We start from the raw sequence: 19,481 nt of genomic DNA, 5'->3' as shown, positions 1-19,481 counted from the left end.
CATCGCGGCAGGGGGCGTCCTCGGCCGAGCCTGTACGGATCACGCCGGGCTGACGACTTCACGGACGCGCTCTGACCATGCGGTCGGGGTCCCCGCCGCGAAGCTGAGAGCCCGTCTTACGTGCTCTCTCAGCCTGCGTGGAGGATCCGAAAGCGATCGGGTTCCGCCGGATCTCGGTCGACGACTTGGACCGGCGTCCAAGCCCATTGCCAAACGCTGATGCCTGGCGTGCGGGAGAACCGGATCTGCCCGCGGGTGCCCTCGGCTGCAACGCGCGGCCAGGCCTCGGCAGTGCGCGCCCGGTCCGGGCCGTGAGAACGCAGGACATCGGCGAGGACGGCGACCGTGTCGTACCCCTCGAAGGCGACGAAGGAGGGCGCTTCGGCCAGCCGCTCGCAAAGGGCCGTCTCGACTCGTGCGCCGAGTGGGCTGAGGCGCTCGGGCAGGTAGCGCAAGAACGGGATCGCGGTGCCGTCGTCGCCCAGCAACGTCGCCCATTCGGCGAACTCCGGTTGCCCGGCCGGAGCGCCGATCATGGTGCCGGCGAGGCGCTGGTCGCGACGGACGGATTTGACGATCGGCACGGCCGGCTCCGGGTGGCCGACCAGAAGAAGCAGGGCTGTCGCGCGATGGTCGACGAGTTCGTCGCACACGGCCGCGGGGGCGAGCGCGCGCATGTCGAGTTCGATGACGGTGCCGCCGCGTGGAGCGAGGTAGTCCCGCAGAATGCGGGTCCCAGATGCCCAGTAGACACTCGGCTCGGCTGCTACGGCGATTCGGCTGTGGCCCGCACTGAGGAGGAAGTCCGCGTAGATCTGCCAGCCGTGGGATTGCGCCGGGGCGAGGCGCGCGACCCATTCCGTCGGCTGTTCGGTGAGCGCGTCGAGGACTGCTGACGAGCAGAGGAACGGCAGACCGAGGGCGTCGGCCCTGGAGGCAGCGGCGCGAGCGACGACGCTGTGATACTCCCCCGCCAAGGCAGCCACGCCCAGGCGAGCCAATTCGTCTACGGCCGCCGCGGCCCGCTGAGGATCAGCCGCGGTGTCTCGGACCACCAGTTCGAGTGGTCTTCCGACGATCCCGCCGGCGTCATTGACTTCGTGTACGGCCAACTCGAGTCCAGCGAGCAAGTGTCGACCCGCCTCGACCCAGCCAGGCCGAGTCAGCGGAACGAGAGCGCCGATCTGGACGGATGATCCGTCCGGCCGTTCCGACCCACGTGGCGACTGTGGCGTAATCATGCGTGGGCGTCTCCCGCGTGACGACCCGGTTGCAGCTTGCCCGGATCGCAGAGCGGCAAGGCCCGCTGGTACGCGTCCGTCGCATCTCGCCGTGGCAGGCGCACCTGGGTGATCATGCCGGACATTGCATCCGCCACCATCGCCGACAGGCAACCGATTATTCCCGGTTGACTGGCACCACCGTACGGAACCTGGGCGATGGCTCACCTACGGGAAAGCGCTCCCCCGAGTCGAGTGCATCAGGGATCATGAAGCATGCGCCCGGATGACTGGCACCTCACCGAAGACCTCGATGACTTCCTCGCCCGAGCCGGAGACTTCCTGCGTTCGCGACCCGCCCTCCACAACACGCCCCTGACGGTGATCGAGAGACTGCGAACGCGTGGGGCGGACGCATACGGCGCCGATGCCACAGTCTTCGGCCACCTTGAGCACTCGGGCGAGGTTCGCGCAATCTTCTACCGCCTTGCGACCCGCCGCCTGACCCTCACCCCCCTCTCCCCCGAGCAGGCCGACGCCCTCGCCGCCCACCTGGCCGACCTCGGCCACTCCTTCTCCGGCGTCACCGCGGACCACGACACCGCCACCGCCTTCGCCGAGGCATGGCAGCGGCACACGGGCACAACGCCGGTACGTGACTGGCGGGGACGTCTCTACCGACTCGGCACGCTCACCCCGCCGGAGCCGCGCCCGGACGGCCGGGGTCGCGTCCTGGGCACGCAGGACCATGGGCAACTCATCGACTGGTGCAACGAGTTCGCCGCCGACGTCGGAGAAGCCCCCACCCTGGACACCGACACCTGGGCCAATTCACGCTTCGCCGACAAGCACTTCACGTTCTGGCAGACCCCGGACGGCACTCCCGTCGCCATGGCAGGCTCGACTTCGCTGGTCGGCGGCATGATCCGGATCGACCCCGTCTACACCCCGGCCCACCTCCGGGGTCGCGGCTACGCGGGCGCCGTGACGGTCGAGGTGACCCGGGCCGCGCTGGCCGCAGGCGCGACGGACGTCGTCCTGTTCACGAACCCGGCCAACGCCACCAGCAACGCCCTCTACCAGCGCATCGGATACGTCCCGGTCACCTACTTCACCGGGTACAACCTTTCCGACAACGCACCGGAAGCCGGTTAGGAACACGACCGAGTCAGTGGTCGGCCACGAGCAGCCGGTACCCGACGTCGATGGTGTCGAGCGCGAGCAGCTCGGCGTGCTGTGTGTACCAGCGGCCGGTCGCCAGGTCCTCCGCGAGGCGGGTCAGGCCGGGCGCGAGGGTGTCTTCGCCGGTCTGGGCGAGCATGGAGATTCCCGCGCGCACCCGCGGGTCGAGGTAGGCGCTGGGGCGGCGCCAATAGGCGGCGCCGAATCCGTCCGTGCAGTCATGGGGGATCCGGACCGGCTCTTGGCGCGCCCCGCCGAGCAGGTCGACCAGCTGGTCGGTCGGGGTGGCGCGGGTGTCGTCGAACGCGGCTGCCTCCGGGAGGTAGTCCCGCACGAGCCAGAACCGTTCACGGTAGATGTGCTGGTCCCACGTCAGGATGACGATGCGGCGGCGGGCGACCCTGCGCAGCTCGCCGATTCCGGCTGCGAGGTCGGACCAGTGGTGGACGGTCAGCAGGGCCATCACGGCGTCGGCGGCATTGTCGCGCAGCGGGAGGTGTTCTGCGACCGCCTGCACGGCAGGCGCGGATCCTGACGGGCGCTGGGCGATCATGACCTGGCTGGGTTCGACCGCGAGGGCCGTCTGCCGCGGTTCGTAAGAGCCCGTACCCGCACCGACGTTGATCACGTCGGTCACGTTCCCGAGTGCGGCGTGAACCTGCGCGGCGACCCGCGGATCAGGCTGGCGTGTCCGGGCGTACGTTGCGCCGATCGAGTCATAGGTGGCCATGCCGATCAGTATGCGAAACAGGCACGGTTCCACGCCTGTCCGTCTGCGCGTGAAGTCGCCTTCCTCCCAGGGAAGTTCGAAGATGCTCGTTGGATCCGCGGCTTGCATGGGCGACCTGTCCCCCGCCGACGCCTGGCGGCTTGCGCGGGCAGGGATGCAGCCGGGCGGGGTGTGCCCGGTGTCCGCGGACCGGGCTGCGGTGGTGGTGTTCGACGAGTCCGTCAGCAGCCTGGGGCGTGTGCACTGCGGCAGCGGCCGGCCCGACAGCAGTATCGAGATCGAAGCGGCGGAGCTCCTGGCCGCCGTTCCGGCAGCCAGGACGGCACCGATCGCCGACCTCCCGACGAACGAACCGGCATGACATGACCATCCGCGACGCCACGCGCTCGGACTCCGACGACATCTACCGTCTGCTCAGCGGCGTCGTGACGAGCTACGCGCCCGACCGGGCGGTTTCCGACGACGTTCCACGAGACCGCCGTGCATCTCAAGTGGTCCACCACATGCTGGTCAACAACGCCTGAGTCCTGACTGACAGCCACCTGCGATCCCGCCCGACACCGGCGCGTCGGGTGGAAATGCCGGGCTGCACCGCAGCGGTGGTTCGGCTTCGACGACCTCGATGATGACCTCGGTCTTCGCGCCGGCCAGCGCGGCGGTGACCGTGGCACCCGATCCGACGCCGCGGCTGGGGCCGCTGTAGCGCCAGTGGGTCAGGTAGTGGCTGGTGAATCGCTCGTGGTGAGCCATGACATCGAGGAAGTCGTAGACCTGCTCGGGCGTCTGCGGTACGTCGATGGACACGGTGACAGACTGCATGTACCGCACGGTACATGCCTCATGTACCGATCGGTACACTCGCGACGTGGTGAATGACGCGGTGGATGACGTGGTGAATGCGGATGACTCGCGCCCTGCGGACCAGGCCGCGCACGGCACGGGCGGGGACCGGCGCGCACGGCTGGTGGACGCGGCCGTCGACCATGTCGCAGCACACGGCATCGCGGACCTGAGCCTGCGCCGCCTGGGCGCCGCGATCGGCGTCAGTCACCGCATGCTGATCCACTACTTCGGCTCCAAGGAACAACTGCTCGTGGAGATCGTCAGGACGTCGGAGCGGCGCCAGCGCGACCTGCTGTCCCAGCTTCGACTGGAACCCGGTCTCTCACCCGCCGATGCCGCGCGGCGACTGTGGCAGCAGCTCACAGACCCCGGGCTGGCCGGTCAGGAGCGGCTGTTCTTCGAGATCTGCGGCCACGCGCTGCGGGGCCGCCCCGAGGCCGTCCCGGTCCTCGAAGGGCTCGTGACGGACTGGCTGGAGCCGCTCGCGGCCGCCGAGATGGCCGCGGGGGCGGATCCTGCCACAGCCCGCAATCGCGCCAGGCTGGGGCTCGCCACCGTCCGCGGCCTGTTGCTCGACCTGCTCGCCACCGGTGACCGCGCCGGCGTCGACGCGGCGATGGAGGAGTTCCTCCGGCTGTTCTACGGCTCGGAGTCCTCAGCAGCGACGTGAAGGCAATGCAGTCCCGCTCACCAGTCGTCCCGGCCATGACGACGCTCGTCGATCACCCAGAAGCTCGCCAAGTTGCCGGTGGGTGTCACACCGAATGCGTCGTCATGGGGCCCTACCGTGGCGAGCGGAGCACCGTTGTCGCAGACGGGCCCGTCGAACACGTCGACGGCACGACGGCTGTCGTTGCGGATGTTCAAGGAATTGGCGTTGTTCAGGAGGACCACGGTGATGCAGTCACCCGGGTGGCTGCTGTACGTCCGCTCGTTGATCTGGATCCGGCCTTCCTCCTCCTCGTGGCCCCTGTTGCGCTCGTTGTTACGGCCGGCGTTACCCACATTGCCGGCAATCCCCGCGACGCCGACGACGCCCTCATTGCCCTTTCCGGCACTGGTGCCGCCAACGACACCGGTGCCACCGATGACGCCGGTGCCACCGATGACGCCGGTGCCGCCAATGACGCCGGTGCCGCCAACGTTGCCGGTGCCGCCGACGTTGCCAGTGCCGGTGCCACCGCCCGCGATGGCGCCGGGAGCACCGCCAGTGCCGGTGTCGGGTCCGGGAACGCCGCCGGTGCCGGCGTCTGCGCCAGGAGCGCCGCTGGCACCAGCGTCAGTGTCGGTGCCCGTGCCCGTGCCCGTGCCGAGGAAAGACTCGGTGGGGGTATCCGGTTGCTGGGCCGCCGGCGCATGGGCGATCGGAGGGTGGGCGGCCGGCGCGTGGGCTGCCGGTGCATGGGTGGTCGGCCCGGAGTAGGCCGAGGCATAGGTGATGCCGCCCGCGGCCAGGGCCACGGCGGCCGCGGTGACAGCGGTGGACCGGGTCTTGCGCATGCAACTTCTCCCGTCTGAGAAGGGTCGGCCGGGGCAGTCGGCACGGGACTCAACGCACTCACTATCTCCATGGCCGCCCTATCGCACATACCGGAAAAATGCCCCCAGGGGGCCGAACGAGGGATCGGGGCGCACCCACCCGCCCCGTTGAACGCACATCAAATTCCATGAAAGGAAGGGGAGTTAGGCCGAAACGAATCCGGATCATGATTATCTGATTTATCGTCACCCATTCGGCAGCGGACGGCTGCGCAAGGAGCTGAGCGGCTGTCAGAGAACGAGACGCCTCGCGGACACGGTCATGCCCCGATCAGCGGCGACCAGACGCTTCACAACCGCGCCAGTGCCGCAAGGCGCTACCAGATCAGGCACCAGTAAGGGCCGGCCTGCCCGGTGCCCACCGCTGCGAGGCCTCCTGGTAGCAATGCCGGATCCGGCTGGCCGACGGCCGACAGCGAGCAGGCAGGGTCGCCGACCACTTTGGCGGCAGCCATGCGCTGAGCAGCGGCCGCTGCGACCGGACTCGTGTACCACCGTGTCGACGGCGCTGTCAGCCGTGCCGGAGGCGATGAGGACGCTGAGGGGGACGGCGGTGACGAGGGTGTCGGCCGTTCCGGAGGTGAGGACGGTGGTGACGGGGACAGCGGCGATGACGGTGGTGACGCGGGTGTGGTCTTCGGTGCTGTCGTCGCCGACGGCCTGGGGGCCGAGGGCTGCCTCCGTGTCGCCTCCGGCTCGGGTGGGGGCGACGGGGCAGCTGTCGTCGTGCCCGGCGTCGGCTGGGGCCGGCTGGGTGACGGCGTCGACTCCCGGGGCCGGGGGCTCGCCGTCGCCGTGGGCGTCGGCGTGGGTGTCGGCGTCGGCGTCGGCGTACGTGTCGGCGTGGGCTGTGTCATGCCCGACGGCGGCGGGCGGGGCGTGCCGTGGTCCGGCGTCACCAACGCCCAGACGCCGATGCCGCCGAGGATGAGTACGGCGGCACCGCCCACGATCCACGGGGCCCGACGGCGCCGGCGTCGATGACGGTTCATGGTTCCTACTGTCCGAAAGCGGCCGCAGTACCGCCACTCGGGCTCCGTCCTTCGGCCTTCCGGGTGATGCCGGCAAAACGACCCCCGAGCCGGTTACCGGCCAGGAAGCGTGTTGATGTCGATGACGGCGCGTTGGAGGTCGCCCTGCGGCCGGTGGCCCAGGTCGTCGATCGACACGATGTTCATGTTGCGAGCCAGTTCAGGCGCCCGCCAGTCCGTCCTCAGCTTGGTGACCAGCTGGGGGTTCAGACCATTGGCGAGGTACATGAGGTAGTTGTCACGGACCGACGCCGGGAAGAACGGCGAGAGCAACCTGATCAGGAAGAGCTGGGGTATCTGCAGGTCCGGCTGGACGATGCTCGACAGCACGAAGAACCGGCCGGCGTCCGTCCCGGGGTCGCGGGCGAGGGCCGCCTGGTTGAGCGACAGCGTCTGGTCGTAGATCTGCTGGGGCGGGCTGCCGTTGAAGAAGGCCTTGAGGATCTCCCACCAGGACGGGTCTCCTGCCGGGTAGCTGCCGCGGTCGGAGACGCTGTCCGCGTGCCAGGCCCAGGGCTGGTCGACCACCGCCGAGGAGTCGACGAGCACGACGTTCTTCCCGGCCTTCACGAAATCACCGTAGGTGGAGGCCGGGGACAGCTCGGTCCGCAGGGCGACACGGGAGCCGAACAGGTCCCGCAACCTGGTCACCGGCTCCGCGGCGTCGGTGCCCGCCGGAACGGCCGCCGACACGCTGATGATGACGACTTCCGAAGGGTGCTCGTCGATCCAGCGCTTGAGGGAGGCCGCCTCACCCGAGGCATCGTCGAAGAAGAGTCCTCCCATCGGGGCACCGTGGAAGGTCCTCCACTGCCCGCCCTCGAAGCACAGCCGCAGATCGAGGTAGCGGGCGCCCTCGTTGAGCTGGTCGGTGAGGCTGTCGCTCTGGGCTCGCGAGATGCTGGCGGCCAGCCGCGAGTCGAGCTTGGCGACGTTGTAGGACCAGCCGCTGGTGCACAGGGCGGGGTCGGCCGGGATGCTCCAGCTGCCGGAGTCGTGGCTGCCGGGCATCGCGATCCGGTTGAGCGGCTGGTTGTCGAGGTAACCGTGCATGTCGCCCATCCATCGCGACAGGTCCACCGTCGCGGCCGGGGCCCGACCGGCCGGGGCCGCCTGTGCGGGGCCGCTGCCGGTCACCATGGCCGCGACAGCAAGGATCAGGGCAACCAGACCGGCCGCCGAACGCCGTAAGCCAGTGCCGTCCGTTCCACGTCTCATCTTCGTACGCCCTCCTTGGGGGAAGAGGCCGAGGTCGGGCACAGAGGGTAGAGGGCGGCCGATGCGATGCCCAGTCAGCGGTTGTCACAAATGACCGCGAGAGGCGGCGTGGAGGGCATCGGATCAGATCTGATCCGATCAGGCGACCGTAAGGACGATCTTGCCGGTAGTGCGGCCCTGCTCGCCGATCTCGTGCGCCTTCGCGGCCTCCTCCAGTGGCAGGACCGTCTCGACCACCGGCCGCAGCGCACCCTGCTCCACCAGAGCAGCGATCTCGCGCAGGCCCAGGTGGTCCGGCTCGACCAGGACCCACGCCGCCCGTACCCCGGCCTGGGCGGCGGGTACGTCGTCCGGGCCGGGCAGGGTGATCAGCCGGCCGCCGGCCCTGAGCACCTTCAGGGAGCGCTCGGCCGTCTCGCCGCCGAGCCCGTCCAGCACCACGTCGATGTCGCCCACGACGTCCTCGAACCGGACCGACCGGTAGTCGACCACCTCATCCGCGCCCAGCTGTCGCACCAGGTCGTGCTTGCCGGCGCTGGCCGTGCCGATCACGTAGGCACCGCGGGCCTTGGCGATCTGCACCGCGAGGTGGCCCACCCCGCCGGCCGCGGCGTGCACGAGCACCCGCTCGCCGGGACGCACGTGGGCCGCGTCCACCAGGGCCTGCCAGGCGGTCAGCGCGGCGAGCGGCAGCGCCGCCGCCTCCACGTGGGACAGGCCCGCCGGCTTCGGGGCGAGATGCCGGGCCGGTGCCACCACGTACTCGGCGTAGCCGCCTGCCTGGCGCGGGAACAGTGGCATCCCGAAGACCTCGTCACCGACCTGGAACACCCCCACGCCGGGCCCGACGGCCTCGACCGTGCCGGACACGTCCCAGCCCACCACCGGCGCGGCGCCCCACTCGATCAGGGCACCGCTGGCACGGGTCTTCCAGTCCACCGGGTTCACCCCGGCCGCGTGCACCCGCACCAGGACCTCACCCAGTCCCGGCGCGGGGCGCTCGACCTCGCGCTCGACCAGGTTTTCGGGTCCGCCCCACTGCTCCACGACCACCGCACGCATGCTGTCCGCCTCGCTCTTTCGTCTCGATCGGCTCGTCGCCGGGACGTCCCCGGCGCGACGCAGTCCACGATCCGGCACCCCGGCTCGCCATGGTGTTGGCCGTTTGGCCACTATGTGACAGGATCTGGCCATGAGCGATGTGCGGGGGCCGATCATGGAGGACGAGCGGAACCGGTCGGAGCAGACGCCCCGGCGGCACCGGATCGCCGTCCTTGCCCTGCCCGGCGTCCCGCCCTTCGAGCTCGGCATCCCCTCCCGTGTCTTCGGCAGCGTGCAGGACGCCGAGGGTCGCCCGCTCTACGACGTCACCGTCTGCACCGCCGACGGCGCCCCCGTGCTCAGTGACGCCGGCTTCACCGTGCAGCCCGCCGCCGGACCCGAGGCGCTGGCCGCCGCTGACACCGTGATCCTCCCGCCCACCCACGCCATGCCCGAACTGGGCCAGGGTGGTCCCCTGCCCCCCGAGGTGACCGCCGCCATCGCCGGCATCCGCCCCGGCACCCGACTCGTGTCCATCTGCACCGGGTCCTACGTGCTCGCCGCAGCCGGACTCCTCGACGGCCGGCCGGCCACCACCCACTGGAACCTGGCCCCCGAGTTCCGCCGCGCCTACCCCAACGTCAAGGTCGACGAGGACGTCCTCTTCGTCGACGACGGCGACGTACTCACCTCCGCCGGAGTCGCCGCCGGCGTCGACCTGTGCCTGCACATGATCCGCCGCGACCACGGTGCCGCCGCCGCCAACAGGGCCGCCCGCATGTGCGTCGTACCTCCCTGGCGAGACGGCGGACAAGCCCAGTACATCGATCGCCCCGTCCCCGAGCCCACCACCGCCAGCACCACCGCCACCCGCGCCTGGGCCCTCGAACACCTCGACGAACCGCTGACCCTCACCCAGCTCGCCGAGCACGCCCGGATGAGCCTGCGCACCTTCACCCGCCGGTTCCGCGACGAGGTCGGTATGACGCCGGTGCAATGGCTCACCGCACAACGCCTGGAACTCGCCAAGCAACTGCTGGAAACCACCGACCTGCCGATCGACCTGATCGCGCACCGGGCCGGTTTCGGCACCGCCAACTCCCTGCGTGCGCACATGAGAACCGCCTTCGGGGTCTCACCCGCCACCTATCGCCGCACCTTCAATGCCAACGACCCCGACCCGGCACCCGTGCTTCGGTCTCGAGCGCAGGGGCGACAGCCCTGAAGCTCACGGGTTTCGACCCTCCAGCCGACCCGCAAGCACCATGCCGGTCCAGATCTTCAAGGGCGACCTTGGTCGCGGGGGTGGGTGACGGGCTCTCAGGCGGCGCTGGAAACGTCGTCATCCACGCGTACTCGCAACCGTCCTTTCGCCTCCAGCCGCTCCAGCCGTCGCTGTTCCTTCACCACCCACCGCCGTACCCGGTCGGGGTACAGCATGCCGCCGTGGCCTGCGTACAGCCGCTCGGGTCCCAGGTCGAGCATGCGCCGGAGACTGGCCAGGTTGGCGAGCGGGTCGTCATGGAACGGCGGGTTCCAGGGCCGGCGGGGCAGCAGTCCCAGCAGCGGTGTCGCGATCAGGTCTCCCGCGACCAGGTCGCCCGCCTCGGTGAGGACTGACACCGACCCGGCGGTGTGGCCCGGGGTGGGGACGATGCGTGCGTCGATGCCGTAGTCCGCCAGCGGCGTCTCCCCGCGGACGAGGACCTGTGGTGTGAACGGCTCGGCTCGGACATGGAACGGCGGAAGGGGGGCCACAAGCCTGCCGAACCTCCCGGTCGGCAGGTAGGGCTCGCGCACCCGGCCGCTGGTGTACTGCCAAAGATCGTCCACGTGCGCGGCGATCGGCGCCCCGGTCAGACGGCTCAGTTCGGCGGCTCCGCCGAAGTGGTCGATGTGGCCGTGGGTGACGACGATCATGGAAATGTCGTTCGGGTCCACCCCCTGCTCGGCGACGCGTTCGTAGACCTTGCGGCCGCTGCCGGGAACACCGGAGTCGACGACGACCGGCCGGCGGCCGAGGAGCAGATAGGCGTTGACGTTCCGCTTCCCGAGGATCGGGAGGGGGATGACCTTCGTGCCGGGCACGGAGTACTCCGTTCAGAGTGAACAGGTTCGGACATCTCGACGCTACGAGCACCGATTGAGCCGATCCATGCCTCTGATGCGCATATTCATTGCCGTTCGTCTCACGTGTTCGGCTACGCTGCCGGCATGGACGCGCTCGCGGATGTCCTCACCGCAGCCAAGGTCGGCGGCACCGTGCTCGCCCGGGTCGACGTGGCAGCGCCCTGGGGCATCGAGTTCCCGAAGCTGCCGATCGCGGTCTTCCACACCGTCATCAACGGCTCCTGCTGGCTGCGCCGCCCAGGAGCCGAGCCGATCCGGCTCGCCACCGGCGACCTGGTCCTGCTGCCCGTCGGCACCGGCCACGTGATGTCCGGCGCCCCGAGCGGCCCGGCGACCCCCTATGACGACCTCGTGGCCGCTCGCCCCGGACACCGGGAGTCGGAGATCCACATCCCCGGCCCGGGGCCCCGTACCCGGATCATCTGCGGCGGCTTCCGCTTCGACGGACGCGTCTCCCGCCCGCTGCTCACCCTCCCACCGGTGCTGGTGCTGCCCGCTGCCGACGGCGAAGCGCCCGAGCGGAGCGAGCTCGCCGACACCCTCCGGATGCTCACAGCCGAACTCGCCGAACCCAGGCCCGGTTCCCAGACGGTCATCGACCGACTCACCGACGTGCTGTTCGTCCACATCCTGCGCCGGTGGACAGCAGATCAGGGCGATCACGGCACCTCCTGGGTCCTGGGCCTGCGAGACCCGCAGGTCGCTGCCGCGATCTCACTCCTGCACGAGGACCCGGCCCGGCCCTGGACCGTCGAGGAACTGGCACACCGGGTCGGTGTCTCCCGCGCCACGCTCTCCCGACGCTTCACGGACCTCGTCGGTGAGCCACCGCTGGCCTACCTCACCCGCTGGCGCCTGGAACTGGCCGGCCGGCGCCTCCGTGACACCGCCGACGCGCTGCCGGCCGTGGCCAGGAGCGTCGGCTACGCCTCGGTATCGGCGTTCTCCCGGGCCTTCACGCGTCAATGGGGAACCCCGCCGAGCCGCCACCGCACCGACCATCACCTGTGACGGGCGTCCGCGTACCAAGTCGCCCTCCTGCAGGGGGACATGGAGGCGAGAAACGGTTCGTACGACCACTTGAAACATGCCACGGCTACTGATGGGATGCGCGGCACCTCGAACCCGACGGCCCGGAGGTCTCCCGTGGTGCTGCGAACGACCCTGACGGCTGGCGCGGTTGTCGCCGCACTGCTCGCCCCCACGAGCGCCCACGCCGGGCAAGCCGCGGACGGCATTCCCGAACTCACCGACCGGCACGGACGTGTCCTCAGCCTGCGCGGCTGGAACATCGAGGACAAGACGAACCGGGGCGAAAGGGCCCTGTCGGCCATCACCGAGAACCACTTCAGCGACATGCGGGCCAAGGGCTTCAACTTCGCCCGGCTGCTGGTCTTCTGGGACGACCTGGAACCGCGGCGCGGCCACTGCAGCGAGACGTACCTGCGGAAGATCGAACGCATCCTGGACTGGGCCGAACGACATGACATGAAGGTCGTGATCGACGCCCACCAGGACGTCTTCGGACCCGCTTTCGGCCATCGCGGCATCCCCGAGTGGGCGACCAGGACCGATGGACTTCCCTTCACCGCCCACCCGGACGACTGGTTCGCCGAGTACTTCGAGCCCGCCGTCCAGCGCGCCTTCACCCACCTCTACCAGGACCGCGACCTCCGACGCGCCCAGGCCCGGGCGTGGCGGGTCCTCGCGGAACGCTTCGCTCACCACCCGGCTCTCCTCGGCTACGACCTCATCAACGAACCCATGGGCGAGCTGCGCCAGGGGGAAGACCTGCCGACGGCCGCCCACCGGATCGAGCACGATCAGCTCACCCCCATGTACAACCGCTTGGCCGACTCGGTGCGTTCGGTCGACCCGGACTCCTGGGTCTTCGTCGAACCCACCCCGATCGTGGGCGAGGGCGTACCGACCGGCCTCGGACGCATCGACGATCCCAAGGTGGTGTATGCGCCGCACTTCTACAACGCCGCCATGGAGGCGGGCGCCGACTACGATCCCGGCGCCGGCTGGATCGAGGCGTACGAGCAGGCCGTCACTGAGTACCCCAAGCAGTACAAGGTCCCGATCGTGGTCGGGGAATGGGGTCCGCTCAACAGCTCCCTGCCGAACATGAAGCGCTTCTACCACGACGCGATGGACTCGCTGCGCCGCTACAGCTCCGGCTGGGCGGGCTATGTCTGGTGCTACGGCGGCGGGTACTGCGCCGTCGACAACTCCGGCGCCTTCCGCACCAACAAGGAGCTGACCGCCGAACCGTACGCGGAGGCCGTGGCAGGCACGATCCGCTCCGCGTCGTACAGCCCCGCCGATGCCGTGTACCGGCTGACCTACACCGCGGCACGCCACGGCTCCCGGCTGACAGAGATATCCCTGTCTCCGGGCCCTTGGCGCATCACCACCGACGGCAATGCGGTCACGCTACGCAAGACCGCCGGCAAGGCATGGATCCTGGCCGCCCCTGGCAGCGAAGTGACGATCACCGTCGAACGCGACTGACAGGAATTAGCCCGTGCCCGGCCACCCGGTGCGTTAACAGGACGATCTCTCCTACGCTCGATCGTGTGGACTCCTCGGGGCGTCGGACGCGCACCCCGAAACGGACCGTGGGCTTCGCAGAGCGCAGAGGTGCCGTTCTCGGGCCGTGTTCGCGCCCGTAGGCCAGAGCGCCTGGCGCGATGACGGGGAGCCTCATGTCCCTAGACTCCGCGCACATGTTGCTCTGGCTGCTCAATCATTTCAGCACCTTCACCCTGGCCGTGATCACCGTCGGCGGGACCGTCGTCCTGGCCGTCGCCGGCAGCGTGCTGCTCCGCCGCAGATACCCGTCGCTGGCCAAGGGCGAGCACAACGACATGGTCGGAGTGACGCTGGGGATGTTCGGCGCGATCTACGGGATCATCCTGGCCTTCGTCATCGTCACCCTCTGGACGCAGCTGGAGAGTACGGAGACCATCGTCGCCACCGAGGCCACCGATGTCTCGCTCATCGCCCGCGATGCCGCTGCTTTCCCGCCCACGGTCCGCACCCGCCTCGACGCCGCGCTCGGCGGCTACGTTCACGCGGTCGTGGAGCAGCAGTGGCCTCGGATGCGTGCGGGGCAGCCGAGTTACGGGGCCACTGCCGGCAAGCTCCAGTCCGTGTACGACGTGCTGCAGACGTACGAACCGAAGGCCACCCGCGAAGAGGTCTTCTACGAGCAGGCCGTGGAGCACGTCAACGACGTCGCCTCCCAGCGCCGGGCCCGGCTGACGATGGCCGAACAGCAACTGCCCCCACTGCTGCAGGTCCTGGCGTTCGGCGGCGCCGTCGTCCTGATCCCGCTCACCTTCTTGTACGGCATGCGTAAGCTGCGGATCCAGATCCTTTTCGTCGCCTCCGTCGCCGCTCTCATCGGGTTCAGTCTGCTCCTGGTCTTCGTCCCCGACCGCCCCTTCGCCGGCGACCTCAGCGTGAGCCCGGCGCCGTTCCGACAGGGGGCGCTCGCGCCGTTCTGGACCGAGTGAGTCCAACGCTGCGAGTCAATACACACCGAATCCTGACGGCATGCCGAAGCGGCGGCGCGTGTACGCGTAGGCCACACCGCTGTCCGGGTCGGCGAGGGCAAGGGCGAGTGAGCCTGTTGCCCCACTGTGGCCGAACGCGTCCGCGCCCAGGACGCGATAGCGGCCACTCAACTCCTCGAAGCCGAGGCCGAAGACGTCCTCGTTCCCGGTGACCAGATCGGTTCCGCGATAGTGGACCCGGGCGAACTCGGTGATGGTCTCCGGCTTCAGCAGCGGCGCCCGGCCGTCCACCTCGGTGATTGCCGCGGCGTACATCCCCGCCACACCCCGTGCGGTGCCGACCCCACCGGATGAGGTGGGCGCGAGCGCTCGCACGGCTCGGGTGTTCGCGAAGGCCACCAGGTCGGTCGGCGGGGTCGCGTTCTGGTTGAACGCGATGCCCCTGACGCTCTCCGGGGCTGCGGCCCTGGCCGCGCCGAGGGTGCGGCCGTCTCGGTCGGTCAGGGCGTGGGCGTACTCCAGGGTGAGGCGGCCGGCGGCGACGGCACTGCCGAGCATGTCGGTGCCGAACCGGACGCCTTCCTCCTCGGTGAAGACGCCGACCTCGATCGGACGGCGGGTGGCGATGCCGCGTTCGTTCAGCGTGCGGACGACCTCGATGCCGCCCAGGCCGCCGAGGCAGCCGTCGAAGGCGCCGGCGGTGGCGACGCTGTCGATGTGCCAGCCCGTCAGGAACGGGGCCGCGGTGGGATCGGTGCCCGGGGGGCGGCCGTAGATGTTGCCCATCCGGTCGACGCATACGGCCAGTCCGGCCTGTTCCATCCACCCGATGACCTGGCGGCGGCCGGCCGCGTCCGCATCGGTGAGGGCCAGGCGGTTGACGCCGCGCAGGCCGGTGCGTTCGTCGTCGTACGCGCCGATCTCGGCGAGGTCCATCAGGGACTGCCACAGCCGGTCTGCGTTGACGGTGACGGTGTGGGGGGCGGGATTCGTCACCACATGGAACCGGAAAAGGCCCTGCACCGCGGCACCCTGGCAGCCGTCGCCCAGGTCGGTCAGCCGTACCCACCGCCCGACCCCAACCCACGGTCGGCCGAACTCCAGCAGGAAGACCTGCTCGACGACGCCCTGCACCTCGCCCTGCCGAAGCCGGGGGACAGCGCGGAGACCGACGGCCCGATGGCCACGCTGCGCTCACTCGCGGACCACCCGTGGGTGATGGAACCCGAAGGCACGGCCGCGCGGCACTGGGCCATGTCCCTGTGCCGCAACGCCGGCTTCGAACCCGACGTACGGTTCGAGACCACCGACCTCCTGCTCCACGTCCGCCTGGTCGAGCAACACCACGCCGCCGCCTTCCTCCCCGATCTGGTCTGGAGCGGTCGGCCCCCGACCGTCCCGCTCCGGCACCTGCCCCGAGGCCGGCGCACACGCCGCGTCTTCACCGTCGTACGCCGCGGCCGAGCCCAACATCCCGCCATCCGGGCATGCCGTGATGCCCTCCGCCAAGCCGCCGCGCTCCACTCCCGGGAGGCATGAAGCAGCGCAGGCCCCCTTCGCTCTACTTGACGGTTTGTGCCAACTGCGTGGCGAAACGGAGAAGCTGTTCCAGGGGACCGCGCCGGAACAGTCGGGTCCACACAGTCGCCAGGAGCATGGCGGCTGCGATGAAGCCGAGCAGCGCGGGCAGGGCGGACAGGATGTCCCCATCGACCGCCGGCACGTACCACACGTCGCTGAAGAACCACAGCGCGACGATGTGCAGGACGTACATGGTCAGCGCGGTCATGCCGACCGCGGCAACGGGTGTGGCCAGGCGTGTGAGGCGCGGCATCCGTTCGGCGACGGTCAGGCACGCGGCGACCGCGGCGAGGGCGACTCCGGTGTTGCCGACGATGGAGAAGGTCGTCTGGCTGTGCGGTGCGGCCACCAGCAGCCAGGCGAGCGGGGGGTGACCCGCGGGCTCGCCGACGGTGTCGGACCACCAGGCCGACGCTGCCGAGCCGCCGTCCGTGGCGGCGGCGACGGCGGACAGAGCACCGGGGACCAGGCGCAGGGCGAGCCAGGAGCCGCCGTAACCCAGCAGGGCCAGTGCCCCGCCGACGAGTGCGAGCCGGGATCTGATGCCTGGGCGGCCGAGGTCCAGCCGGGCTGCTGCCATGCCCGCGATCAGGAACGGGATCCAGGTGAGCACCGGATACGCACCAGTGAACAAGAGTTCGATGACGCCGTCCGTGCCGGTGATCTGGGCCAAGGGGTCATGGGCGGTGACGGTGTCCGCCCAGTTCCCGTCCTCGATGGACGTTCTGATCACGTACAGGACCGGGGGCAGGATCAGCGCACTCGCGGCAGCGACGAGGGCGAGCGTCCCTGCCCGCAGCCGGTGCAGCGGGAGGACGGCCAGGAAGAGCAGCCCGTAGAAGCTGAGGATCACGTCGACGTCGGTGTCCAGGGCGGTCAGCGCGTAGCCGAGCGCCAGCAGGACGACGGCGCGGATCACGATCCTGGCCACTGCTTGGCGGCCCGCACGCCCGGTTCGGGGGCGCGGGCGGCCGGTGATGATGACGAGCGAGAAACCGGCGAGCAGCGCGAAGAGGGCGGAGGAGCGGCCACGCGCCGTCTCCAGCAGGAATCCCACCGGGCCGCCGACCGTCACATCGGGCCCGATGTGGGCGGAGTACATGCCGAAGACCGCGAGTCCGCGAGCCAGGTCGATACCGATCAGCCGCCCCGTCGAGGACCGGTCGGCGAGGACGTGGAATCGGTCGAGCCCCAGCGGCGGTGACACGTCCGCCGGCTCGGCCGAGAGTGCTTTCGGCGCCATGCCTGAGGGGTTCCCGATGAGCCGCCCGAGCCACCCCGGCGACCTTCCGAAGGCACCCCGTTGCCCGGCCGGAACCACCCCGGCGGGTCGGCCTGGGCGCCCCCGGCCGACCGGCCGGGATCATGCCGCCAACCGGCGGGTATTCCGTGCCGGTCGCTGGACGGGACTCCCGCGGGGGTACGCATCGAACGGGGCATGCGACGAGCGGAGCGCACGTGATCCGGGTACTGGTGGTCGACGACGAAGCCTTGATCCGTACGGGTTTCACGCACATTCTCAACACCACGAACGACGTCGAGGTCGTCGCGGCGGTACCCGGTGGCGAGGCCGTACGCACGGTGCGGGAGCTGCAGCCCGACGTCGTTCTGCTCGACATCCGGATGCCGGACGTGGACGGGCTCACCATTCTGGCCGAGCTGGGCCGCATGCCGCAGGCTCCGGTGGTCGCCATGCTCACCACGTTCGACGCCGACGAGTACGTGGCGACGGCGCTGCGCTCGGGCGCCGCCGGATTCCTGCTCAAGGACACCGACCCGGAGGAGCTTCCGCGCCTTGTGCGCACACTGGCGGAGGGTGGGACCGTCCTGTCGTCCCAGGTCACCCGCCGGGTCGTGGACGGCTACCTCGACCACGGCGGGCGCGAGCCCACCGCCGTCCGCCTCGCCGGCCGGCTGACCGAGCGCGAGCGTGCCGTGCTCGTTCTCATGGCCGAGGGACTCGCCAACACCGACATCGGCGAAAGGCTGCATCTGAGCACCGGCACGGTGAAAGGCCACGTCACCAACGTGCTCGGGAAACTGGAGGTCAGCAGCCGCGTCCAGGCGGTGCTGATCGCCGAGCGCGCGGGCCTGCTCACCGCGGAGCGGGACGAGGGCGCTCGGTGAGCCCCCGACGGCCGGAGCTGCTGCTCGACATCGCCCTCGTCGGGTTCGCGCTGGCGGACGCATGGGTCAACGTCATCGGCGTCGGGGATCCATCGGCGACCGCCTGCGCGCTGGTCGGCGCTCTCGCCCTCGCTCTGCGTCGCCGCCTGCCCTTGACGACCTTCGTCCTCACGCTCCCCACCGCCCTGGTCACCGACGCGGTGGTCGCCCCCATGGCCGCGCTGTACACGCTGTCCTCGCTCAGCCGCCACCGTCTCCTGCTGGCCGGCTGTGCGCTGGCGTACGCGGTCATCGACTTTCTGCCCTGGCCGTGGTCGTCCCTGGACGCCGCGGAGCTGGGCCAGACGAACACCCTGTTCCACCTCAGCTACACGCTGGCCACCGCAGCGGCTCCCGTCTTCCTGGGCCAACTCGTCCAGGCCCGACGCGAACTCTCCCTGCGGCTCGCCGACATCTCCGAGGCCCGTGAGCAGGAACGGCTGCTGACCGCCCAGAGCGTTCTGGCGAAGGAGCGCGCCCAGCTCGCCAGGGAGATGCACGACGTGGTCTCCCACCAGGTCAGCCTCATTGCCGTACAGGCCGGAGCGCTCCAGGTGGGCAGCCAGGACGCCGAAACGAGAGAGGCCGCTGCCACGATCCGCCGTCTCAGCGTGCAGACCCTGGACGAGCTGCGGCACATGGTCAGCGTCCTGAGGGCCTCCGGCAGCCGTCCCACGGAACTCACCCCCCAGCCTTCCCTCGCCGACCTGCAGCGCCTGGTCGACGCCAGTGGCATCGAGGCGAAGCTGGAAACCGACCTGCCCGAGGAGCTTCCGCCCACGGTGCAGCGCGCCGTCTACCGCACCGTCCAGGAAGCCTTGACCAACGTCCGCAAACACGCCCCCGGCGCGACGGCAACCGTCCGCATCCGCCACAAGGACGGCGCCCTCCGCACCACCGTCACCAACACCGCCCCCACCCGACGCGCGTACGCCCTGCCGAGCGCCCACCACGGCCTGGTCGGCCTGGCCCAACGAGCCGAGCTCCTCGGCGGCACCGTCACCTCCGGACCCACGGCCCAAGGGGGCTATGAGCTGTGCCTAGAACTGCCCGTCGAGCGGAACGGGTGAACGCTCCGCCACATCGAGCGACGTGCCACGGGTGACCGATGCCGAGTGCGGCCGGGTGGCGGGGCCGCGCCGGCCGGTCGGCAGGGGGCTTCCGGACACCTGGCGGATGGTGCAGCGGGAGGCTTTTCGCCGACTCTGGAGCACATGAGGCACACGACATGGCGCCGGCGGTTTCATCCGCTGCCGGGCCGGTTGCTCCGCCTCGT

Annotated in this window: 21 protein-coding genes; 12 read left to right on the top strand and 9 right to left on the bottom strand. The window is 70.2% G+C overall.

The features are described 5' to 3' along the window. Positions 1–128: 128 nt before the first annotated feature. Positions 129–1,241: an ABC transporter substrate-binding protein gene (locus ACFYZZ_RS09430; protein WP_389173220.1), complete on the bottom strand. Its 1,113-nt coding sequence runs from the start codon at positions 1,239–1,241 to the stop codon at positions 129–131. Positions 1,242–1,496: 255 nt separating this feature from the next. Here ACFYZZ_RS09430 and ACFYZZ_RS09425 point away from each other — a divergent pair, with 255 nt between their 5' ends. Next, a complete protein-coding gene (locus tag ACFYZZ_RS09425) occupies positions 1,497–2,375 on the top strand; it encodes a GNAT family N-acetyltransferase (RefSeq protein WP_389173218.1) in 879 nt (292 codons plus the stop codon). A gap of 13 nt (positions 2,376–2,388) precedes the next feature. Here the strand turns inward: ACFYZZ_RS09425 and ACFYZZ_RS09420 are convergent, their stop codons facing one another. Next, entirely contained in the window at positions 2,389–3,132 is a 744-nt protein-coding gene (locus ACFYZZ_RS09420; RefSeq protein ID WP_389173216.1) for a class I SAM-dependent methyltransferase, read from the bottom strand. Between the two features lie 82 nt (positions 3,133–3,214). Here ACFYZZ_RS09420 and ACFYZZ_RS09415 point away from each other — a divergent pair, with 82 nt between their 5' ends. Together ACFYZZ_RS09415 and ACFYZZ_RS09410 are read left to right on the top strand one after the other, a co-directional pair. Then, positions 3,215–3,493 (top strand): YbaK/EbsC family protein, encoded by a 279-nt coding sequence (locus tag ACFYZZ_RS09415; RefSeq protein WP_389173214.1) that lies wholly within the window; start codon positions 3,215–3,217, stop codon positions 3,491–3,493. A 1-nt stretch (position 3,494) separates the two neighbouring features. After that, positions 3,495–3,656 carry a hypothetical protein gene (locus tag ACFYZZ_RS09410; RefSeq protein WP_389173212.1) on the top strand — a complete coding sequence of 54 codons (162 nt, stop codon included), beginning with the start codon at positions 3,495–3,497 and terminating at the stop codon, positions 3,654–3,656. Here the strand turns inward: ACFYZZ_RS09410 and ACFYZZ_RS09405 are convergent. Next, on the bottom strand, positions 3,643–3,951 hold the full coding sequence (locus tag ACFYZZ_RS09405; protein WP_389173210.1) for an SRPBCC family protein: 309 nt from the start codon (positions 3,949–3,951) through the stop codon (positions 3,643–3,645). The genes ACFYZZ_RS09410 and ACFYZZ_RS09405 overlap by 14 nt on opposite strands. A 46-nt stretch (positions 3,952–3,997) precedes the next feature. Here ACFYZZ_RS09405 and ACFYZZ_RS09400 point away from each other — a divergent pair, with 46 nt between their 5' ends. Further along, positions 3,998–4,645, top strand: a complete 648-nt coding sequence (locus ACFYZZ_RS09400) for a TetR/AcrR family transcriptional regulator (protein ID WP_389173209.1) — start codon at positions 3,998–4,000, stop codon at positions 4,643–4,645. Positions 4,646–4,662: 17 nt separating this feature from the next. On the opposite strand, the gene ACFYZZ_RS09395 is transcribed toward ACFYZZ_RS09400, so the two are convergent. After that, on the bottom strand, positions 4,663–5,475 hold the full coding sequence (locus tag ACFYZZ_RS09395) for a hypothetical protein (RefSeq protein WP_389173207.1): 813 nt from the start codon (positions 5,473–5,475) through the stop codon (positions 4,663–4,665). 525 nt (positions 5,476–6,000) lie between these two features. Here ACFYZZ_RS09395 and ACFYZZ_RS09390 point away from each other — a divergent pair. Then, positions 6,001–6,498 carry a hypothetical protein gene (locus ACFYZZ_RS09390; RefSeq protein ID WP_389173206.1) on the top strand — a complete coding sequence of 166 codons (498 nt, stop codon included), beginning with the start codon at positions 6,001–6,003 and terminating at the stop codon, positions 6,496–6,498. Between the two features lie 101 nt (positions 6,499–6,599). On the opposite strand, the gene ACFYZZ_RS09385 is transcribed toward ACFYZZ_RS09390, so the two are convergent. Together ACFYZZ_RS09385 and ACFYZZ_RS09380 are read right to left on the bottom strand one after the other, a co-directional pair. Next, positions 6,600–7,763, bottom strand: a complete 1,164-nt coding sequence (locus tag ACFYZZ_RS09385) for a hypothetical protein (protein WP_389173204.1) — start codon at positions 7,761–7,763, stop codon at positions 6,600–6,602. A 138-nt stretch (positions 7,764–7,901) separates the two neighbouring features. Beyond that, positions 7,902–8,825 carry an NADP-dependent oxidoreductase gene (locus ACFYZZ_RS09380; protein ID WP_389173202.1) on the bottom strand — a complete coding sequence of 308 codons (924 nt, stop codon included), beginning with the start codon at positions 8,823–8,825 and terminating at the stop codon, positions 7,902–7,904. A 154-nt stretch (positions 8,826–8,979) separates the two neighbouring features. Here ACFYZZ_RS09380 and ACFYZZ_RS09375 point away from each other — a divergent pair, with 154 nt between their 5' ends. Next, positions 8,980–10,029, top strand: coding sequence for a GlxA family transcriptional regulator (locus ACFYZZ_RS09375; protein WP_389173698.1), 1,050 nt, complete (start codon positions 8,980–8,982; stop codon positions 10,027–10,029). Positions 10,030–10,124: 95 nt separating this feature from the next. Here the strand turns inward: ACFYZZ_RS09375 and ACFYZZ_RS09370 are convergent, their stop codons facing one another. Further along, the gene (locus tag ACFYZZ_RS09370) at positions 10,125–10,892 is read right to left on the bottom strand and encodes an MBL fold metallo-hydrolase (RefSeq protein ID WP_389173200.1); all 768 of its coding nucleotides are present in this window, start codon (positions 10,890–10,892) and stop codon (positions 10,125–10,127) included. A gap of 126 nt (positions 10,893–11,018) precedes the next feature. Here ACFYZZ_RS09370 and ACFYZZ_RS09365 point away from each other — a divergent pair, with 126 nt between their 5' ends. From ACFYZZ_RS09365 to ACFYZZ_RS09355, 3 genes are all read left to right on the top strand, one after another. Next, positions 11,019–11,945: a cupin domain-containing protein gene (locus ACFYZZ_RS09365; RefSeq protein WP_389173198.1), complete on the top strand. Its 927-nt coding sequence runs from the start codon at positions 11,019–11,021 to the stop codon at positions 11,943–11,945. A gap of 138 nt (positions 11,946–12,083) precedes the next feature. Next, positions 12,084–13,451, top strand: a complete 1,368-nt coding sequence (locus ACFYZZ_RS09360) for a cellulase family glycosylhydrolase (RefSeq protein ID WP_389173696.1) — start codon at positions 12,084–12,086, stop codon at positions 13,449–13,451. A 215-nt stretch (positions 13,452–13,666) separates the two neighbouring features. Continuing rightward, a complete protein-coding gene (locus ACFYZZ_RS09355; protein ID WP_389173196.1) occupies positions 13,667–14,458 on the top strand; it encodes a DUF4239 domain-containing protein in 792 nt (263 codons plus the stop codon). A 15-nt stretch (positions 14,459–14,473) separates the two neighbouring features. On the opposite strand, the gene ACFYZZ_RS09350 is transcribed toward ACFYZZ_RS09355, so the two are convergent. Then, positions 14,474–15,454 (bottom strand): hypothetical protein, encoded by a 981-nt coding sequence (locus tag ACFYZZ_RS09350; protein ID WP_389173195.1) that lies wholly within the window; start codon positions 15,452–15,454, stop codon positions 14,474–14,476. Between the two features lie 3 nt (positions 15,455–15,457). Here ACFYZZ_RS09350 and ACFYZZ_RS09345 point away from each other — a divergent pair, with 3 nt between their 5' ends. After that, on the top strand, positions 15,458–15,997 hold the full coding sequence (locus tag ACFYZZ_RS09345; RefSeq protein WP_389173194.1) for a LysR substrate-binding domain-containing protein: 540 nt from the start codon (positions 15,458–15,460) through the stop codon (positions 15,995–15,997). A 22-nt stretch (positions 15,998–16,019) separates the two neighbouring features. On the opposite strand, the gene ACFYZZ_RS09340 is transcribed toward ACFYZZ_RS09345, so the two are convergent. Beyond that, positions 16,020–17,282, bottom strand: coding sequence for a DUF418 domain-containing protein (locus ACFYZZ_RS09340; protein WP_389173193.1), 1,263 nt, complete (start codon positions 17,280–17,282; stop codon positions 16,020–16,022). 215 nt (positions 17,283–17,497) lie between these two features. On the opposite strand from ACFYZZ_RS09340, the gene ACFYZZ_RS09335 reads away from it, so the two are divergent. Next, positions 17,498–18,166 carry a response regulator gene (locus tag ACFYZZ_RS09335; protein WP_389173192.1) on the top strand — a complete coding sequence of 223 codons (669 nt, stop codon included), beginning with the start codon at positions 17,498–17,500 and terminating at the stop codon, positions 18,164–18,166. Continuing rightward, positions 18,163–19,275, top strand: a complete 1,113-nt coding sequence (locus ACFYZZ_RS09330; protein ID WP_389173191.1) for a sensor histidine kinase — start codon at positions 18,163–18,165, stop codon at positions 19,273–19,275. Before ACFYZZ_RS09335 ends, ACFYZZ_RS09330 begins: the two co-directional genes overlap by 4 nt. Positions 19,276–19,481 lie beyond the last annotated feature (206 nt).

It is taken from the genome of Streptomyces sp. NPDC001816 (assembly GCF_042892235.1).
Classification (GTDB): Bacteria; Actinomycetota; Actinomycetes; order Streptomycetales; family Streptomycetaceae; genus Streptomyces.
The sequence above is the reverse complement of the archived record's forward strand: the minus strand, read 5'-3'. Positions and strand labels throughout refer to the sequence as shown.

What these genes read in the sequence shown, in the direction of transcription:
- ACFYZZ_RS09375 (WP_389173698.1), top strand. Translation starts at nt 8,980, where the DNA reads ATGGAGGACGAGCGGAACCGGTCGGAGCAGACGCCCCGGCGGCACCGG.
- ACFYZZ_RS09385 (WP_389173204.1), bottom strand. Translation starts at nt 7,763, where the DNA reads ATGAGACGTGGAACGGACGGCACTGGCTTACGGCGTTCGGCGGCCGGT.
- ACFYZZ_RS09405 (WP_389173210.1), bottom strand. Translation starts at nt 3,951, where the DNA reads ATGCAGTCTGTCACCGTGTCCATCGACGTACCGCAGACGCCCGAGCAG.
- ACFYZZ_RS09345 (WP_389173194.1), top strand. Translation starts at nt 15,458, where the DNA reads ATGGAACCGGAAAAGGCCCTGCACCGCGGCACCCTGGCAGCCGTCGCC.
- ACFYZZ_RS09340 (WP_389173193.1), bottom strand. Translation starts at nt 17,282, where the DNA reads ATGGCGCCGAAAGCACTCTCGGCCGAGCCGGCGGACGTGTCACCGCCG.
- ACFYZZ_RS09395 (WP_389173207.1), bottom strand. Translation starts at nt 5,475, where the DNA reads ATGCGCAAGACCCGGTCCACCGCTGTCACCGCGGCCGCCGTGGCCCTG.
- ACFYZZ_RS09380 (WP_389173202.1), bottom strand. Translation starts at nt 8,825, where the DNA reads ATGCGTGCGGTGGTCGTGGAGCAGTGGGGCGGACCCGAAAACCTGGTC.
- ACFYZZ_RS09420 (WP_389173216.1), bottom strand. Translation starts at nt 3,132, where the DNA reads ATGGCCACCTATGACTCGATCGGCGCAACGTACGCCCGGACACGCCAG.
- ACFYZZ_RS09415 (WP_389173214.1), top strand. Translation starts at nt 3,215, where the DNA reads ATGCTCGTTGGATCCGCGGCTTGCATGGGCGACCTGTCCCCCGCCGAC.
- ACFYZZ_RS09355 (WP_389173196.1), top strand. Translation starts at nt 13,667, where the DNA reads ATGTTGCTCTGGCTGCTCAATCATTTCAGCACCTTCACCCTGGCCGTG.
- ACFYZZ_RS09410 (WP_389173212.1), top strand. Translation starts at nt 3,495, where the DNA reads ATGACCATCCGCGACGCCACGCGCTCGGACTCCGACGACATCTACCGT.
- ACFYZZ_RS09430 (WP_389173220.1), bottom strand. Translation starts at nt 1,241, where the DNA reads ATGATTACGCCACAGTCGCCACGTGGGTCGGAACGGCCGGACGGATCA.
- ACFYZZ_RS09365 (WP_389173198.1), top strand. Translation starts at nt 11,019, where the DNA reads ATGGACGCGCTCGCGGATGTCCTCACCGCAGCCAAGGTCGGCGGCACC.
- ACFYZZ_RS09425 (WP_389173218.1), top strand. Translation starts at nt 1,497, where the DNA reads ATGCGCCCGGATGACTGGCACCTCACCGAAGACCTCGATGACTTCCTC.